This is a genomic window from Sulfurovum sp. TSL6, assembly GCF_019972115.1.
Classification (GTDB): Bacteria; Campylobacterota; Campylobacteria; order Campylobacterales; family Sulfurovaceae; genus Sulfurovum.
Genome location: NZ_BPFJ01000002.1, coordinates 519,441 through 536,872, shown reverse-complemented (window position 1 = coordinate 536,872; position 17,432 = coordinate 519,441). Strand labels below are relative to the sequence as shown.

General features: G+C 38.4%; 19 protein-coding genes. 11 read left to right on the top strand and 8 right to left on the bottom strand.

Going from position 1 to position 17,432, the window contains the following annotated elements:
* The first annotated feature begins 71 nt into the window (after positions 1 to 71).
* Positions 72 to 1,550 (top strand): 2,3-bisphosphoglycerate-independent phosphoglycerate mutase, encoded by a 1,479-nt coding sequence (gpmI, locus tag LDM93_RS07665; protein ID WP_223891761.1) that lies wholly within the window; start codon positions 72 to 74, stop codon positions 1,548 to 1,550.
* A 14-nt stretch (positions 1,551 to 1,564) separates the two neighbouring features.
* Here the strand turns inward: gpmI and LDM93_RS07660 are convergent, their stop codons facing one another.
* Positions 1,565 to 1,903 carry a hypothetical protein gene (locus LDM93_RS07660; protein WP_223891760.1) on the bottom strand — a complete coding sequence of 113 codons (339 nt, stop codon included), beginning with the start codon at positions 1,901 to 1,903 and terminating at the stop codon, positions 1,565 to 1,567.
* An 89-nt stretch (positions 1,904 to 1,992) separates the two neighbouring features.
* Here LDM93_RS07660 and fabG point away from each other — a divergent pair, with 89 nt between their 5' ends.
* Entirely contained in the window at positions 1,993 to 2,736 is a 744-nt protein-coding gene (gene fabG / locus LDM93_RS07655; protein WP_223891759.1) for a 3-oxoacyl-ACP reductase FabG, read from the top strand.
* A gap of 17 nt (positions 2,737 to 2,753) precedes the next feature.
* On the opposite strand, the gene LDM93_RS07650 is transcribed toward fabG, so the two are convergent.
* Positions 2,754 to 3,410, bottom strand: a complete 657-nt coding sequence (locus tag LDM93_RS07650) for a small multi-drug export protein (RefSeq protein WP_223891757.1) — start codon at positions 3,408 to 3,410, stop codon at positions 2,754 to 2,756.
* A 112-nt stretch (positions 3,411 to 3,522) separates the two neighbouring features.
* On the opposite strand from LDM93_RS07650, the gene LDM93_RS07645 reads away from it, so the two are divergent.
* The 9 genes from LDM93_RS07645 (at position 3,523) to LDM93_RS07605 (ending at position 12,277) form a co-directional block, all read left to right on the top strand.
* Complete coding sequence (locus tag LDM93_RS07645) at positions 3,523 to 4,176, top strand: response regulator transcription factor (RefSeq protein WP_223891754.1); 654 nt, start codon at positions 3,523 to 3,525, stop codon at positions 4,174 to 4,176.
* A gap of 126 nt (positions 4,177 to 4,302) precedes the next feature.
* Positions 4,303 to 5,154, top strand: a complete 852-nt coding sequence (locus tag LDM93_RS07640; RefSeq protein WP_223891753.1) for a HAMP domain-containing sensor histidine kinase — start codon at positions 4,303 to 4,305, stop codon at positions 5,152 to 5,154.
* 88 nt (positions 5,155 to 5,242) lie between these two features.
* Positions 5,243 to 5,953, top strand: a complete 711-nt coding sequence (locus LDM93_RS07635; protein ID WP_223891751.1) for a DUF2202 domain-containing protein — start codon at positions 5,243 to 5,245, stop codon at positions 5,951 to 5,953.
* Between the two features lie 254 nt (positions 5,954 to 6,207).
* Positions 6,208 to 6,915 carry an energy transducer TonB gene (locus LDM93_RS07630; RefSeq protein WP_223891750.1) on the top strand — a complete coding sequence of 236 codons (708 nt, stop codon included), beginning with the start codon at positions 6,208 to 6,210 and terminating at the stop codon, positions 6,913 to 6,915.
* A gap of 59 nt (positions 6,916 to 6,974) precedes the next feature.
* Positions 6,975 to 9,002 carry a TonB-dependent receptor gene (locus LDM93_RS07625; RefSeq protein ID WP_223891748.1) on the top strand — a complete coding sequence of 676 codons (2,028 nt, stop codon included), beginning with the start codon at positions 6,975 to 6,977 and terminating at the stop codon, positions 9,000 to 9,002.
* A gap of 160 nt (positions 9,003 to 9,162) precedes the next feature.
* The gene (gene acpP, locus LDM93_RS07620; protein ID WP_008244620.1) at positions 9,163 to 9,390 is read left to right on the top strand and encodes an acyl carrier protein; all 228 of its coding nucleotides are present in this window, start codon (positions 9,163 to 9,165) and stop codon (positions 9,388 to 9,390) included.
* Positions 9,391 to 9,482: 92 nt separating this feature from the next.
* Positions 9,483 to 10,700, top strand: coding sequence for a beta-ketoacyl-ACP synthase II (locus LDM93_RS07615; RefSeq protein WP_223891746.1), 1,218 nt, complete (start codon positions 9,483 to 9,485; stop codon positions 10,698 to 10,700).
* Positions 10,701 to 10,710: 10 nt separating this feature from the next.
* Complete coding sequence (accA, locus tag LDM93_RS07610; protein ID WP_223891745.1) at positions 10,711 to 11,646, top strand: acetyl-CoA carboxylase carboxyl transferase subunit alpha; 936 nt, start codon at positions 10,711 to 10,713, stop codon at positions 11,644 to 11,646.
* A 16-nt stretch (positions 11,647 to 11,662) separates the two neighbouring features.
* The gene (locus LDM93_RS07605) at positions 11,663 to 12,277 is read left to right on the top strand and encodes a DedA family protein (RefSeq protein WP_223891744.1); all 615 of its coding nucleotides are present in this window, start codon (positions 11,663 to 11,665) and stop codon (positions 12,275 to 12,277) included.
* Here the strand turns inward: LDM93_RS07605 and dbpA are convergent.
* From dbpA to rpmB, 6 genes are all read right to left on the bottom strand, one after another.
* On the bottom strand, positions 12,274 to 13,635 hold the full coding sequence (dbpA, locus tag LDM93_RS07600) for an ATP-dependent RNA helicase DbpA (RefSeq protein ID WP_223891739.1): 1,362 nt from the start codon (positions 13,633 to 13,635) through the stop codon (positions 12,274 to 12,276). The two genes, LDM93_RS07605 and dbpA, sit on opposite strands and share 4 nt — an antisense overlap.
* A 1-nt stretch (position 13,636) precedes the next feature.
* Positions 13,637 to 14,404 carry a hypothetical protein gene (locus LDM93_RS07595; RefSeq protein WP_223891738.1) on the bottom strand — a complete coding sequence of 256 codons (768 nt, stop codon included), beginning with the start codon at positions 14,402 to 14,404 and terminating at the stop codon, positions 13,637 to 13,639.
* A 92-nt stretch (positions 14,405 to 14,496) separates the two neighbouring features.
* Positions 14,497 to 14,715, bottom strand: a complete 219-nt coding sequence (locus LDM93_RS07590; protein ID WP_223891734.1) for a YdcH family protein — start codon at positions 14,713 to 14,715, stop codon at positions 14,497 to 14,499.
* A gap of 71 nt (positions 14,716 to 14,786) precedes the next feature.
* Positions 14,787 to 15,998, bottom strand: a complete 1,212-nt coding sequence (argJ, locus tag LDM93_RS07585) for a bifunctional glutamate N-acetyltransferase/amino-acid acetyltransferase ArgJ (RefSeq protein WP_223891733.1) — start codon at positions 15,996 to 15,998, stop codon at positions 14,787 to 14,789.
* Positions 15,991 to 17,121: a TrkA family potassium uptake protein gene (locus LDM93_RS07580; RefSeq protein WP_223891732.1), complete on the bottom strand. Its 1,131-nt coding sequence runs from the start codon at positions 17,119 to 17,121 to the stop codon at positions 15,991 to 15,993. Before LDM93_RS07580 ends, argJ begins: the two co-directional genes overlap by 8 nt.
* Positions 17,122 to 17,144: 23 nt before the next feature.
* Positions 17,145 to 17,354 carry a 50S ribosomal protein L28 gene (gene rpmB, locus LDM93_RS07575; protein WP_223891729.1) on the bottom strand — a complete coding sequence of 70 codons (210 nt, stop codon included), beginning with the start codon at positions 17,352 to 17,354 and terminating at the stop codon, positions 17,145 to 17,147.
* Between the last annotated feature and the right edge of the window lie 78 nt (positions 17,355 to 17,432).

Sequence of the window (17,432 nt, the reverse complement as noted above, 5' to 3'; positions counted from 1 at the left end):
ATTTTGTATTAAAGAATTAAGAAAGTTTATTTTACTATTATTTCAATTAAATACTACGAAAAGAAAAGACTATGAAACAAAAAACAGTTTTAATCATCACCGATGGCATTGGGTGTAAGCCTGACAGTACGTGTAATGCATTTAAAGATGCCACAAAACCCACTTATGACACACTTTTTGAAACAGTACCCAGTGCACTCATCTCTACACATGGTTTGAGCGTAGGTCTACCAGAGGGACAAATGGGAAACTCTGAAGTTGGGCATATGACCATAGGATCCGGCCGTATTTTGTATCAGGACCTGGTAAAGATCTCTTTGGCACTTGAAGATGGAAGTATAGAGCAGAATCAAGCACTCAATGATATTTTGGAAAAAAGTGACCGTGTGCATTTGATAGGTTTACTGAGTGACGGGGGAGTGCACTCTCATATAGAACATACTATAGGTTTGGCAAAACTTGCAAAAAGCAGAGGGAAAAAAGTTTTCTTGCATTTGATCACAGATGGTAGAGATGTGAGTCCTACTTCAGCTAAAACCTATGTGGATCAAATAGAAGATATCTGTGATGAAGATATCTCTATCGCGAGTATAGGCGGCCGTTTCTTTACGATGGACAGAGATAACCGTTGGGAGAGAGTGGAAAAGGGGTATCGTGCTATTGCTGAGGCTACACCGTCAACACCATTGAGCCCAGAAGCGTATATTGATGCAAGTTATGCAAAAAATGAAACCGATGAATTTATGGAACCTGTTGCCTTTGGAGCGTATGGAGGTATGGAAGAAGATGATGTGGTACTGATAACGAATTTCCGTTCAGATAGAGTACGGGAAATCACAGCAGCTTTGGGAGATGAATATTTTGATGAGTTCGCATGTAAGTCTACACCACTCAATATCGCAACGATGACAAAGTATGATGCAAATTTTCCGTACCCGATACTTTTTCCTAAAGAGACACCGAAGCATACATTGGCAGAAGTGATCTCTGATGCAGGACTGAGACAACTTCATACGGCGGAGACTGAAAAGTATGCACATGTTACCTTCTTCTTAAATGGCGGTGTAGAAGAGCCTATGATAGGAGAGAGCAGAGTACTTATTCCCAGTCCAGATGTGAAAACCTATGATATGAAACCAGAGATGTCAGCACCCCAGGTAGGTGAAGCTGTACGTACGGCTATGGACGAATCTTATGATTTTATCGTAGTGAATTTTGCGAATGGAGATATGGTAGGTCATACGGGTAACTATGGAGCAGCACGTCAAGCGGTGACTGCGGTTGATACGGAATTGGGTTTGATATTTAACAAGGCAAAAGAAGATGGTTATGCGGTGGTACTTACTTCTGATCATGGAAACTGTGAAGAGATGCGGGATAGTGAAGGACATGTACTGACCAATCACACGGTAGGTGAAGTATGGTGTTTTGTTATGGCTGAAGGCGTAACAGAAGTGAAAGAGGGGTGTGGACTCAATAACGTTGCACCTACGGTACTTCAACTCATGGGATTGGAGATACCTGAAGAGATGGATGCACCACTGATCTAAGACACATTTCTAGATCAGCAGGAGAAAAGGGCTTTTTTGATCTTTTCAAACTCTTCGTAGTCTTTGGGTGTAATGGTATCTGAATAGATAATATGATTAAGCTGCTCTAGGATATGCATTTTAGAAAGTTTATCATCGCATAAAGCCTCATTGATGATAGCGATATGTGCATCAAGATCATATCCTTCTTCTATCGTTCGTTTGAGAAACTCTTTTGCTTCCTCCGCATCCCAATCAAAATCCATTTCCATAAATTTACAGAAAAGCGGTGTTTCTTTTTCTATATCTCTATCATCCATTTTGATGATGTGTGCAAGTAAAGTAGCTACTGATTTTTTAATTTTCTTTTCCATCATTTTGACCTTTCTGCCATTGTACCATAAAAAAATGGTACAATTTTATTAATTTTACTAAATTTATTAAAGAATACAAAAGGGTCAAAATGAAATTTACGGGTAATAATGTCTTAGTCACAGGAGCAAGTAGAGGTATAGGAGCAGAGATAGCAAAAAGTCTTGCGGCTTTCGGTTTAAAAGTATGGGTCAATTATCGTTCTGGAGAGGCTGAAGCAAATGCTGTGAAGGCAGCTATAGAAGCTGAAGGCGGTAAAGCTGAAGTGATCGGTTTTGATGTAAGTAATGATGAAGCCTTTGTAGAAGCGGTGAAGAGCATCGTTGAAGCAGATGGTGAGCTTTCGTATCTTGTGAACAATGCAGGTATTACCAAAGATAAACTGGCGATGCGTATGAAAACAGAAGAGTTCATGGATGTGATCAATGCAAACTTAACCTCAACATTTATAGGCTGTCGTGAAGCACTCAAAGTGATGGGGAAAAAGCGTTTTGGTTCTGTGGTGAATATCTCTTCCATCGTAGGGGAAACTGGGAATGCGGGACAGACAAACTATGCTGCAAGTAAAGGTGGAACGATCGCGATGACAAAAAGTTTTGCGATAGAGGCAGCACCTAGAAGTATCCGTTATAATACGATCACTCCAGGCTTCATCGCGACAGAAATGACAGATGTGCTTAAAGATGAAGTGAAAGATGCTTTCACTGCAAAGATACCGATGGCTAGATTCGGTGAATCAAAAGAGGTAGCTGAAGCCGTAGCTTTTTTACTCTCTGACCACTCTTCTTACATCACGGGTGAGACACTCAAGGTGAACGGCGGGATGTTCATGTAATGGCCAAGAAAACTTTTTTAACGAAAAGTTTTCTTGACAAAATACCACAATAATAATACAGCGATTGCTATGAAGACACCTATCATAAGCATGTCACTGTAAGCAATCAGCTCTTCTTCAAAATTCTTAATTAAATAGATCCATAGAATAATAGCAATCAATGTACTGGAGAGTACAATAGCTAGAGTCACACGATGACGAAATCCGATCAAAAATCCTACAAAACTTCCTACTACAGGGCCAGTCATTGCAAAGGGTGTCAATACAAATAAAATCAGTCCAATCACACCATAACGTTTAATCAGGGGCTCATATTTGTGTGCATTCAGTTTAGAACGTTCTAGATAACGGATAAGTGGCGGGTATGAAACAAAGTCAAGTTTGTTCCAGCTGAATACAAAAAGCGGGTAGAGAATGAGTACCATAATGGATTCAATAAAAAAGTTGAAGAGTACAAGAAAGGTAGTATTCATTTGTGAAGCGACACCTATGGAGAGTCCGGCCATTCGACCAAATATAATATTGGTGACCGTAATACTGAGCAGCTCTTGAAAATAATTTGAATAAAAAATAGCGCAAAGTAATACAAGGATGAAATAGCCACCTAATAACATAAGCCCCAGAAACAGGATCTGGCCCTCTTTTTGTTTTAAAAATGAATGATCGGGTTTCAACAATGTATCCTCTATATAGTCTATGATATCAGATTATAACATGATATTGGCGTATCATGTAAATAATTTTGAGGTATAATCATGGGATAAAACAATAAAAAGAGAGAAAGTATTGGCACGTATACTGGTATTAGAAGATGATAAACTGTTCAATGAGACACTGGAAGACTTTTTAGAAGAAGAAGGGCATGTCATACACTGTGCTTTAGATCCTTATAGTGCACTTGATCTCACCTATGAACATGTGTTTGACCTCTATCTTTTTGATGTCAACCTACCCTATGAAAATGGTTTTGAACTTTTAGAAAAATTACGTCAAAGCGGGGATGATACACCTTGTATCTTTATTACCTCCAGAGAAGACAAAGCATCACTCAAAGAGGGTTTTGAAAAAGGAGGGGATGATTACATCCATAAGCCTGTAGATCTGGATGAACTTTTCTTGCGTATGCAGGCTGTACTACGCAGACAGGTACGTAGTGAGATCGTACAGATAGATACCTATCAGTTCGATATCTTGACAAAGACCTTGTATCAGAACGATAAAGCATTGGAATTGAGTATGAAAGGGAGCGAACTTCTTCTTACTTTGTTAGAAGGCCAGGGACGAGTGGTCCCTTTAGATCAAATAAAAGAACGTCTTTGGAGTTCTTCAGAAGAAGCTAGTGATGGGGCATTAAGAGTGTATATCGCGCAACTTAAAAAATATTTCCCTACGCAGATACAGAATGTACGTGGAGTAGGTTACCAAATGAGTATTAAATGACAAGAATTATAAGTATTAAAATACAATGCAATAAATCACTAAATGATTTATGTGAAGTTCAGTACAAGCGAGGAACTTCTAGGCTAAAGCCTGATGCAATCTTTTCACTAAATGAAAGGATGTGAAATGCTGAGTCGTAAAAAAGAGATTATCTTTGGTACGGTCATCTACTTTGTGACCATGTTTACGCTGATTACTGCAGTATCTCGTTTTTTAGGGAGTTGGAATCTTACTGAGATTAATTTTTTTATAGCGGGCGCTTTGGTTTTACTCGTAGCTATAGGATGGGGGTATGTCCTCTCTACGCTTATTTTTGCACCTAAAAAACAGATGGAAGATACGCTTACGTCTCTTACTAATGACATTATTCATGAACTTAATATTCCTCTTTCTACGATCAAAGCCAATACGGCCATGTTAAAAAAAACCATGGAAGATGAAAAATCTTTAAAGCGTATCAAACGTATAGAAGATGCCAGTGTAAGACTCAAAAAACTCTATGATGAGTTGGTTTATAGCATTCATAAAGAGATGCATACTATAGAAAAAGAACGTTTTGACCTCCAAGCTTTGGTAGAAGAACGGATCGAAGTATTTAAAGAACAGCAGCGCAATCCTTTTGAACTCACTTTAGAACCTTATGAGATAGAAGTGGACAAGATAGGCTTTGAACAAATGTTTGATAATATTGTTTCCAATGCCATGAAGTATTCCTCCAAGGATTCACCTATACGTGTGATATTGCACAATAATATACTAAATGTGGAAGATGAAGGTGTGGGGATGGGGACTACAGAACTTTTACGTATGCATGAACGCTATTATCAGGCAGATGATAGAAAAGATGGAGAAGGCATAGGACTTGCTTTGGTCAAAGCCTATTGTGATGAAGAGGGTATAGATATCCATTTTAAGTCGGAAAAAGGTGTTGGAACCCATGTGAGTTTAAATATGTCCAAGGTACACGCCACTTCATAATATTAGGTTATATTATTTTTTATATAAATTTCACACTTACTTAACACTTCTTTACTATAGTTATGTAAAAAGTAAAAGGTATGGATTGATGAAAAGAAGTTTAGTAAAAAGTTTGTGGGTTGTCAGTACAGTTTTTAGTGTAGTTGGTTGTGGAGGTGGATCTTCTAGTGTGGTAGAAACATCTGAACTACCTATAGAAGTAGAAATTGCGATAGATGCACCTGTTTCAAAATTGTCTCAAGAGTTAACTGATACACTTGCGTATATGGGAAATGAAGAAAGACTTGCCTATGATGTCTATAATGTATTGTATGCACAATATGGAACAGAACAATTTACAAAAATTGCTACCAATGGAGAATATCAACATATCACCGCAGTACAAGAGCTTATTCAAAAATATAAATTGAGTGATGATGTGAATTTTACCAATATTGATCTACCGCCATTAGGCTATATGAACTCGAGTATAGAAGATATGGAAGCAGGAACATATGACATTGCAGTCATACAAAAACTTTATGATGATCTTGTTGCACAAGGTTCTACATCTGAGATAGATGCGTTGAAAGTAGGATGTATTATTGAAGTAGTAGATGTAAATGATTTGAACCGTGATATTGCATTAGCAGAGTCTGAAGGTGCAACAGATATTGTTACAGTATTTAATTTCTTACGTGATGGTAGCTATAATCATTACTGGTCATTTGATAAAGGGCTTAAAAATCAAAATGTTGCTGATGGTTGTTGTTCACTTGGCACTGAATATTGTCATCCTGAGTACCCAAATTCAAAGTAATACAAAGTATCCATTTTACTTAACACTAAATTAACACTTCTGTGTCATAATTCTTTCACGTCGAAATAAGTGAAGCGCAGAAGGTGTCTTGTATTTATACTCCCCCTTTTAAATACAAAGTCCTTCTGTTCTTTTTAACACTTCCTTAACGTTTTTCCGCCATAATACATCCCAAAAAAGACTTTTCTATGATAAACTTGCTAAAACATCGTCATTTTATCTCTTATTTTAGCACTTCAATTGTATATCTTTTCATGATAAGTTTGTTCTTTTATGCACAAAATCGTTATCTTGTGTCAACAAAAAACACAGAAGAGAGAACGACGCAGCTTTGTCTGTGTTCTTTTCAATCTGAAGTTGTTACTTCCGTAGAACAGGTGGAGCAAGAGAAGATAGAAGAGGTAAAAGAGATAGAGAAACCTATCGTTGAAGAAGAACCTATCGTTGATGAAAAGCCTGTTGTTGAACCTGAGATCATTAAAGAACCTATCCCAGAAGAAGAGCCTGAAGTCAAAAAAGAACTTATTCCTGAACCTGTAGTACAAAAAGTGATACCTAAACCGATCGTAAAGGAAGTCAAGAAAAAGTCAAAAACCAAAGCTAAGAAAAAAGTTAGAAAGAAAACTGCTAAGAAAAAGAAACGAAGCCAAAAAGCATCTTCCAGAGGATCAAACATCAGTCCTGCTCAAAAAAATCAATTTCTTGCAAATATCAGGGCTAAAATAAATAAGCACAAGTCTTATCCTCGTATTGCACAAAAAAGAGGTATGCAAGGTACGGTCAAGGTTGAATTCACTATTTTGAGCGATGGAAATGTAGGAAATATCTCTGTAAGTGGACCTAAAGTATTTCACCGGTCTGCACGCAATGCTGTTGAAAGTGCTTTCCCCGTCAATGTGAAAAATGCACCTATTTCACTACCAAAGAGTATTAATATCACACTTCGCTATCAACTTAGATAAATTTAACACTTAATTAACACAATTATGACACTATAACTCAAATTATTTAGGAGAGTACTATGAAAAAGGGAATTTACCTCTCTTTGGCATGTTCATTATGGATGAATGCTGCCGAAGTAGAGCTAGAAACGATAAACGTAGCTACGAAAGTAGATACAGAAGTGGTTAAAGATGTTAGTGGAGAAGATATAAAATCAGCAGATTTGGCAGAAGCACTGTTCAAACAGTCAGCAAGTGTTTCACTTGGAAGAAGGTCAGGTATTGCAAATGATATTATTTTAAGGGGACAAAAAAAAGACAATATCAACATAACGATAGACGGAGCGAAAGTCTATGGTGCTTGTCCAAATAGAATGGATCCTCCAGTTTCTCATATTTTGACGAACAATGTGGATTATATTGAGATCAATGAAGGTCCGTTTAATGTCGAAGATTTTGGTTCACTCAGTGGGGATGTGAAGATTCATACCATTAAACCAGAAGAAGCGTTTGCAGGAGAGTTGAACTTAGGTTTAGGAAGCTGGGGATATCAAAAAGGTGCCTTTGCTTTGAGCGGGGGAACAGGCAAAGTAAGAGTTTTACTTTCTGGTTCAACTGAAACAAGTGAACAATATGAAGATGGTGAGGGAAATGACTTTGTAGAGCAGATGGAAGAGGCTTCAATTCCTATGGGCACACGATATCAGCCTGCATACCAAGATATGGATGCGTATACTAAAAAGACATTTATGGCAAAACTTTTCTGGGATATCGCGGACAATCAAGAATTAAGACTGAGCTACACGGCCAACAGAAGTAATGATGTACTTTATCCCTCTTCTAAAATGGATGCTTTGTATGATGATTCAGATATTTATAATGCAGAATATATAGCTAAAGATCTTAGTAAGTACTCGAAAGAGTTGAACTTACAAGTTTATCAGTCTGAGGTAGATCACCCTATGACCACCAGATATAGAGTTATGGCTGATTCAAATGCCTCTGCAAGTATGAAAGATGGTATTTGGGATTCAAATAAGGCTATGACATCCCACTTGACCACTAAGATGCAGGGTGCAAAACTGAAAAACAGTTTTGACATGGATAACCATACCATTACAGCCGGATTAGATTATAGTAAAAGAAACTGGGATGGTAGATACTATATGGATAATAATCCGATGATGACATTCCCAAAAAGTATTGATGATGCAGATACCAAGAATATGGGTGTTTTCATCAAAGATAAAATAGCATTAGATAAATTTGAAGTAGATATGGCACTTCGTTATGATGATACAGAAATTACAAATAATAACACTGCGCAACAAGACAATAGCTATAATGAATTAACTGGTTATATATTTGGAACATACCAGGCAAATGAGAGTACAAAATATTTTGCTGGAGTGGGTAGATCATCTAGAGTGCCTGATGCCAGAGAACTTTACTTCATAAGCAGCAAAGGAAAGGTTATTGGAACAGATAACTTACAAAATACAGTGAATGATGAGTTTGATATAGGGGCAGAAAAACAATATGAAAATGCAACGGTTAAAATAAAAGCATTCTATTCTAGACTAGACAATTTCATTGCCTATAGTGATATCTCGAAAAGTTTTGAAAATCTAGATGCAACTATCTACGGTTTTGAACTCAGCGGTAGCTATATAGCAACAGATGCACTCTATTTTGATTACGGTATGGCGTATCAAAGAGGCAAGAAAGAAGATGTAACAACAACTCAGCCTGATAGTGACATGCCAGAAATACCACCATTTAAATTCAATGCTGCTGTGAACTATGATTATGATGATACATTGAAGCTAAAAGCAGAAGTGATCGCTTCAGACACTTGGTCTGATTATGACTTTGATAATGGTGAACAAGAATTGGATGCCTATGCAGTAGTGAATTTGAAAGGAACTAAAGAATTTGGTAAAAACTTTGAACTTACTGTAGGGGTAGATAATGTACTTGACAAAACCTATGCAGTATCGAACACTTACAAAGACTTAACGCTACTTTCTACAGGTACAACAGGTGATGTGATGCTACTGAATGAACCTGGACGTTATTTTTATACGAACATAAAATACAAATTTTAACCTAATACTACCGGGAAGAGATGTGCCTTTCTCTTCCCACTACACAAGTAAAAAATCAACTTTACGACTTTACAAATAGCTATTTCATCAAAAATATAAGCTTTTTATACTTTTTTTGTTATAATTACCCGTATTTTTAACAAACCTAAGGAGAAAGTCAATGGCATTATTTGATGATGTAAAAGAAGTAGTTGTTGAACAACTAAACGTGAGCCCGGATGAGGTAAAAGAAGAGTCAAAATTCGTAGAAGATCTTGGGGCTGATAGTCTTGATGTTGTTGAATTGGTAATGGCACTTGAAGAGAAATTCGATATCGAAATTCCTGATGATCAAGCAGAAGCAATTGCAACTGTAGCTGACGCTATCAAATTTATCGAAAACGTATAAGTTAAGTTCCCCTCGGGGGATTTGATAAAATATATATGAATATTTTTTGAAATACTCATATATATTTTATATAAAGTGGAATAGGAGAGCCAGTGAAAAGAGTTGTAGTTACAGGTTTAGGAATGATAAATTCTCTAGGACTAGATAAAGAAAGTGCATTTTCAGCGATCGTAGAAGGGAAATGCGGTATCAAGAATATCGAGTTATTTGATACAGAAAAGCATTCTGTGAGCATCGCTGGTGAAATAACAGACTTTGACCCACTCACTGTGCTTGATGCAAAAGAAGCAAAGAAAGCAGACAGATTTATACAGCTTGGTCTTAAAGCTGCTTTGGAAGCTATGGAAGATGCTAAACTTCCGGAAGATGTAGATATGGAAAGATTCGGTGTGGCTTCTGCTTCAGGAATTGGTGGATTACCAAATATCGAAAAAAACTCAGTGGTATGTGCTACAAGAGGACCAAGAAGAATTTCTCCGTTCTTCATTCCTTCTTCTCTTGTCAATATGCTGGGTGGATTTATCTCTATTTATCAAGGACTTAAAGGTCCAAACCTTTCTTCAGTAACTGCTTGTGCTGCAGGTACACATGCTATTGGTGAGGCTGCAAAGTCCATTATGGTTGGTACTGCAGATAAAATGTTGGTCGTTGGTGCAGAATCTGCTATTTGTGAAGTAGGTATTGGTGGATTTGCTGCAATGAAAGCACTTTCTACAAGAAATGATGATCCTCAAACTGCGTCTAGACCATTTGATACTGATCGTGATGGTTTTGTAATGGGTGAAGGTGCAGCAGCACTGGTATTAGAGACTTATGAAGATGCTGTTGCAAGAGGTGCAACGATCTATGGTGAACTGATCGGATTTGGTGAAAGTGGTGATGCAAATCATATTACTACACCGACTATGGATGGGCCTCTTCGAGCGATGAAGGGTGCTTATAAGATGGCAGGTGAGCCAAAAGTAGACTATGTCAATGCACATGGTACATCCACACCGATCAATGATAAAAATGAAACAGCAGCGCTTAAAGAATTGTTTGGTGGTAAAGAGAATTGTCCTCCGGTAAGTTCTATCAAGGGTCAAGTGGGTCACTGTCTTGGTGCTGCAGGTGCTATAGAAGCAGTAGTATCTCTTATGGCTATGAGAGATGGCGTACTTCCTCCGACGATCAATTATACAACGCCGGATGAAAACTGTGATTTGGATTATGTACCTAATGAAGCGAGAAAAGCAGATGTAAATATTGTTATGAGTAATTCATTTGGTTTTGGTGGGACAAACGGCGTAGTTATCTTTAAGAAAATATAAGGATTCATGTATGGCAACTTATTTAGACTTTGAAAGTAAAATTGAATCGATACAGGAAGAGATCGTATCGGCTCATGCCATAGGAAATTTCGAGGCTGTAAATAAGTATCAAGATGAGTTGGATAAAGAAGTACAAAAAACTTTTAGTTCACTGACTGACTTTCAAAAACTTCAGCTTGCCCGTCACCCGGATAGACCTTATGCATTAGACTACATAAGACTTTTAATGGATGATGCGTATGAAATTCACGGTGATCGTGCATTTAGAGATGACCCGGCTATTTTATGTTACATTGGTTGGATCAATGGTCAGAAGACGATGCTCATCGGTGAACAAAAGGGACGTGGTGTTAAAAATAAGATCAAAAGAAACTTTGGTATGCCAAACCCTGAAGGGTATAGAAAAGCACTTCGTGCAGTCAAAATGGCAGAAAAGTTCGACATTCCTGTACTGATGCTCATTGACACTCCGGGTGCATACCCTGGACTTGGGGCAGAAGAGAGAGGTCAGAGTGAGGCTATTGCTAAAAATCTCTTTGAATTTGCTTCTGTGAAAGTACCCATGGTTTCTGTTGTGATAGGTGAAGGTGGTTCAGGTGGAGCACTTGCTATCGGTGTTGCAGATAAACTTGCCATGATGCGTTACTCTGTATTTGCCGTGATTTCACCTGAAGGGTGTTCTGCGATCTTATGGAATGACCCAAGCAAAGTAGAAGCTGCGACGAAAGCATTGAAGATCACACCAAATTATCTACTTGAACATGGTTTGATAGATGATGTACTTGATGAGCCTCTGATAGGTGCGCATCGCGATAAAGAAACAGCAGCAGATGCACTTAAAAAGTATTTCCTGGAGAGTGTACAAGCACTGAGAGAACTTTCTGAAGATGAAATGCTTGATCAGCGGTATAAAAGACTTACCGCCGTTGGCGCATATAGCGAATAGTGACTAACCCCTTTTTATGATACACGAGATAGCCCAAACCATTGTAAGTTACATTGGTGATATGGGCTACTGGGGTATCTTTCTTCTCATGTTTCTTGAGAGTACCTTTTTCCCTTTTCCCAGTGAAATTGTCATGATACCTGCTGGATATTTAGCATTCAAAGGTGAAATGAATCTTTATATGGTTGTTTTAGCAGGTATAGTAGGGTCTGTGGCAGGGGCACTTTTTAACTACTATCTGGCGATGCACTTTGGAAGAAAATTCATTTTGCGCTATGGCAGATACTTTTTGATTAAAGAAGAAACGTTAGACAGACTTGAAACTTTTTTCATCAAACATGGGGAACTCTCCACTTTCAATGGAAGACTTATTCCGGGGATACGACAACTCATTTCTCTTCCTGCCGGACTTGCACGTATGCATATGGCTAAATTTGCTTTTTATTCAGGTTTGGGTGCAGGTATCTGGGTGATCGTTCTGGTGGCCTTAGGGTATCTTCTGGGCTCAAATGAAGCGCTTATCTCTGAGTATCTTCACTCTGCTACATTGATCGCGCTATTTTGTGTAGTATTGATCACACTTTTCTATATAGTAAGACACAAAAGAAGACAAAAGATATTAGAAGATTAGTTCAATATCCAGGTGACATATTTTTTCTTTTTGATCGGTGTTTTCTTTAATGCTTTAAATACTTTGTCCGTTACAGTATGATGTAGCGCAACATAAGATTTCGTATCTGTGATATTTATCTTTCCTATCATTTTGGGGTCAATGTCTATCTCTTTACATAAAGTACCGAGTATATCTCCCGCACGAAGTTTGGTTTTTTTACCGCCGTTAATACAAAGTGTATCATACTTAGAGACCATTTTAAAAGTCGCGTCTACACGTAAATCTTTCATCTCTCCTTTACGTGCTGCGGAAGTAATGTAAGCGCATTTCTCACTGTCTCTTGGACCATAGAGGGATATAGCAGTACCTTTGGCATCTGCACGTCCTGTACGACCGATACGGTGAGTATAGACTTCTTGGTCAAAAGGCAGATCATAGTTAATGACCAGTTCAATGTCTTTGATATCCAAACCTCTTGAAGCTACATCTGTAGCTACCATAATGCGTTTGGAACCATTGGAAAAAGCGATCACTGATTCGTTGCGATCTCTTTGTTCAAGGTCACCATGGATGTCGATGGCAGAATGCCCACGTTGATGTAAAGTATCAGTGAGTGAGATAACTTCTGCTTTGGTATTACAAAAAATAAGCAGTGACTCTGGTTTATAGGATTGGATCAGGGCTGTAAGAGTCTTCAATTTATCAGATGTCTCATAGACTATTTCATCTATCTTATCGCTCTCTTGAACCGTGTCTACTTTGATGGTAATGGGCTGTTTCAATAGTGCTTTAGCAAGCTTTTCTATTTTATCCGGGAATGTCGCTGAGAAGAGCAGGGTTTGTTTAGTACGTGGCATGTTGGAACCTATTTTGACTATCTCATCATAAAAACCCATATCCAGCATACGATCTGCTTCATCAAGTACCAGTGTTTTGATACTGTCAAGTACCAGTGTTTCTTTAGCCAAGTGGTCTTGTATACGTCCAGGTGTACCGATGAGTATATGTGCCCCTTTTGCAAGTGATTCGGCTTGAGTACGAAGTGGTACACCCCCATAGAGTGTGAGTATTTTGAGGTTAGCCTTATAGGCTGCAACTTTTCTCAGTTCAACAGCTATTTGATCTGCCAGTTCACGAGTAGGGGTAATGATGATGGTTTGTGGTTTATAGGTGTTGGTATCTGTATGTACCACACAGGGTAATCCAAAGGCCAATGTTTTCCCCGAACCTGTCTTGGATTGCGCTAAGATGTCTTTACCTTCCAGAATAGGGCTGATGGCCTTTTCCTGTATTTCAGTCATCGTTGTGAAGTTCAGTGTATTCAGTGTTTCTAAAAGCGCCTCTGGGAATGCTTCGATACTCTTAAAAGCTGCCATATTATTTGACCTCAAATGTAGCATCCTGGATAAGTACTTTATAGAAGTAGCCATATCCAAAATTTTTGTTGACAATGACTTTACCTTTGGCAATGACCTTGTCCCCAGCTTTGATATCGGTTGAAGCAGCGGTAAATACCAGGTCATCGGTAAGTTCTTTCTCGATGCCTGTGCCATCACCTAAGTGAACCCAGTCACGTTTCATGATCTGATGAGAGACTTTAAAGACTGTACCTTCTAGAGAGATGGTCTGACCTTCCAGACTCTTTCTCCACATATGTACCTCTTCAACCGTATAAGTATCTTTTTTCATGAAAGGTTTTGTAGGTTTTCCCTCATCTTCTGGTGACGTGTCTACTCCCATGCCTTTGTGCGGATCTTTATTGCCAAGCCCCAATATATCTTTCATACTTTGAGGTTTTTGTACTTTTTGAGAAAGATAGACATCTGAGGCAAAGATAATCTCTTTAAATGTTTTACCTAGAGATTTACTTTCAAAGTCATGCATAATGGTTCTTTTATCATAGCCGATCCTGTCACCCACCGAAACTGGTGCATTGGCTATGGCAACCCAATGTTGGGTACCATTTTCATCTACTTTAAGATATTTGTATCCTCTGACACCTTGTATCTCTAATACTTTGCCATAGTAGATGGCTTGAGGTGCAGTATGCGCTGTATTTTCATGGGTCTGTTTCTCTTGTCCGGCTTCTGCAGCATGGATCGTTGTTGTAAACAGGGTCATAAGTATGAAGGGTAATAATTTCATGGGTATTCCTATGCTGTGATTCAAGATATTATAGGGTAAGAAGGTTAATATATGGGCAAGAGCCCATGGGAGATTGAAGACTACGATTAAGCTTACGCTTTTTTATAGTCTAAGATCATTTTATAAGCTTCGTCTTTTAAAAGAAGTTTTTCTTTCTTAAGTGTTTCAAGCTCTACATCCGTTAAAACAGTACGACCCGCTTCTGCATCTTCTACTTGTTTATCAAGTGCATTGTGCTTATCAAAGATATTTGCAAAGTGTGCATTGCTTTGTTTAAGTTCGTGTATTTCATCTCTGTATTCGTGTAACATGTTCATTCCTAGTATTAAGATTTCTATATTATAACTTTTTTGTGTTGGGAAAAAGTTAAAATGAAAACTTTTTACGTTCGGTATTCTGCATTTATTTTTACATATTCGTAACTCAGGTCACAGCCATATGAAGTATAATTTGCATCACCTAAGCCAATGTCACAAGTCACTTTAAAATGCTCTTGTTTCATGATCTTGTATGCTTTGTTTTCACGTTCTTTGTCTAATTCTCTAAATTCACTAGAGTAGATAAGAAGGTCATCATAATGTATGGTAAGTGTTTCATCATCACAGGCTATACCGGATGCACCTATGGTGGAAGCGATACGTCCCCAGTTTGGATCTTCTCCAAAGAGCGCAGTTTTTACCAGAAGAGAGTTACTTAAAGCCATACTTGCTTTCTTCGCATCTTCTTCACTTTTGGCTCCCTTGACTTCAAAGGCTACCAGTTTGTTCGCACCTTCCCCATCTTTGAGTATAAGCATTGCCAGTTCGAACATGATCTTATTGAGGGCTCCAGCAAAGGCTTCTTTATCGTACTTTGCACTTTGTTTGTTTGCAAGCAGCATGACCGTATCATTCGTAGAGGTGTCACCATCCACAGAGATACGGTTAAATGAACTTTCTGTGGCTTCTGTGAGCAGTGCATCCATATCAGACTTGGGGATGTTGGCATCGGTAATGACAAAACAGAGCATGGTAGCCATAGCAGGGTTTATCATGCCGGCACCTTTACAGATGGCTGCAATATTAAATGTGTTGCCGTCTTCAAGTTCTACTTTATACGCCAACTCTTTTTTAAAGCTGTCTGTCGTCATTATGGCACGGGCTGCTTGATGTGAATTTGAAGCATTGAAATCAAGTGCATCAAAAGCAGAGGTGATTTTATCTACAGGCAAACGGTATCCTATGACACCCGTAGAACTCATCACAGGGTTCAGTACATTTTGTTTGGTGGTGAGTGTAGATAGTATGGATTCTATATCTTCTATGCCTTTTTCACCTGTCATGGCATTGGCATTTTTGGCATTGATGAGAACAAAGTCGGTTTGAAAATCTTTAGGATATTTTTGAAAATGTTTGATAGGTGCAGCTTGAAATGTATTGCTTGTAAATACAGCGGAAATGTCACAAGGTTGTTCACTTCGTATGAACGCAACATCACCATCTATATCACTGTTACCAGAGTTGGCAGGGTTTGTTCTCATCCCCACATTGGTTGCACCACAGAAGAAGCCTTGTACATTGTTCAGACCATTTTCAAGTGGAATAAGTTTAAACATATTTAAGTTCCTCAGGTTTTTCTTTTTTACGCATGATCTTTTTAGCTTTAGCGATACCTTCACCGGTACCGATAAGTAAAAGCTTAGACTGCGGCATGATGATCGTATCACCTTTAGGCATAGGAATAAATTTACCATCTTTGTGACGTATACCGATAACAGTCACATTTGCGACGTCTCTAAAACGTGCAGTTTTTATCTTTTTGAGTGCAAGCCATGATGTTTTAAAGATCTTTGCCTCTTCCATATCAAGCGGGGTATCTTTTTTATAAAGAAACTCTTGGAGAAGGTTTTCCATGTCTGGACGTGCCGCCATAGCATTGATACGTTGTGCCATAAGTTTTGTTGCCGTGACTACCTTGTCAGCCCCAAGTTTAAGCAGTTTTTGATCATCTTCATTGCTTTTGGCATTGGCAATGATAAGGAATTTTTTCCCACGGTGTATCTCTGATTCATAGAGTCTGGCAGATGCGATAGTTGCAATATTGTCTGCTACGTTATCTGCGAGGGTAATGACACCTTTTGCTGAAGAGAGATGCGACTTTAAGATACCTTCTTCTGTATGGGGTTCTGCTGTTACAAAGTAAGGGTAATGGTATTTTTTTGCTATCTCTTCCATATCTTCTCTAGGGTCCACAACCACAAAAGGGATGTGGTTGGCACGAAGTTGTTTGGTCACCTGTATCGTAAATTCATTATGATAACAGACAACAAAATGGTGTTTAAGTCTAGCAATTTCGTAAAGCATTTTACGCTCCTTAGCTGTTTTTTGAAATTCACCTTTTTTGACGACTTCTGCAATAATACCCACGGCGATAGAAAAGACAACAAAGCCAAAGATAATAAGGGTGATAGTGAAAATACGTCCTGTATCAGAAATAGGTTGTATCTCTCCGAAACCTACGGTCGTAAATGTTATACCTGTTTGGTAAATGGCATCCATAAGCGGGAAACCGTCAATGACCATATATCCCATTGTGCCGATAAGCATAACAATGACAGTAAGTATAAGGGGTAGTCTAAAAGGGGCTAAATGACCATAATACTCGTCATTTAGTGTAATATGAGGTTTGGGTGCGCTTCTCCAACCGAGAAACTTTTTAAGGTTTTGTATGGCTTTCAAAGCCGAGTCCCAAAAGTAGGGACTTACTCAGCTGTTGCAGCTTGAGCAGCACGTTTTTTCATGGTTCTAAGTGTAGAAGCAGCAACTTTAACTCTTTTACTTGTTCCATCTTCAAGTGTGATCTTCACAGATCTTAAGTTTGGAAGTTGTCTTCTTTTTGTTTTGTTGTTTGCGTGAGAAACGTTGTTTCCTGTTAATGGGCCTTTACCCGTAATGTCACATCTTCTTGCCATAGTATGTCCTTTAAGTTGATCATCCCGGTTACACTTTTTTACAAGTTCAGTGTAAAACGATGAATATTTTGTGGGATT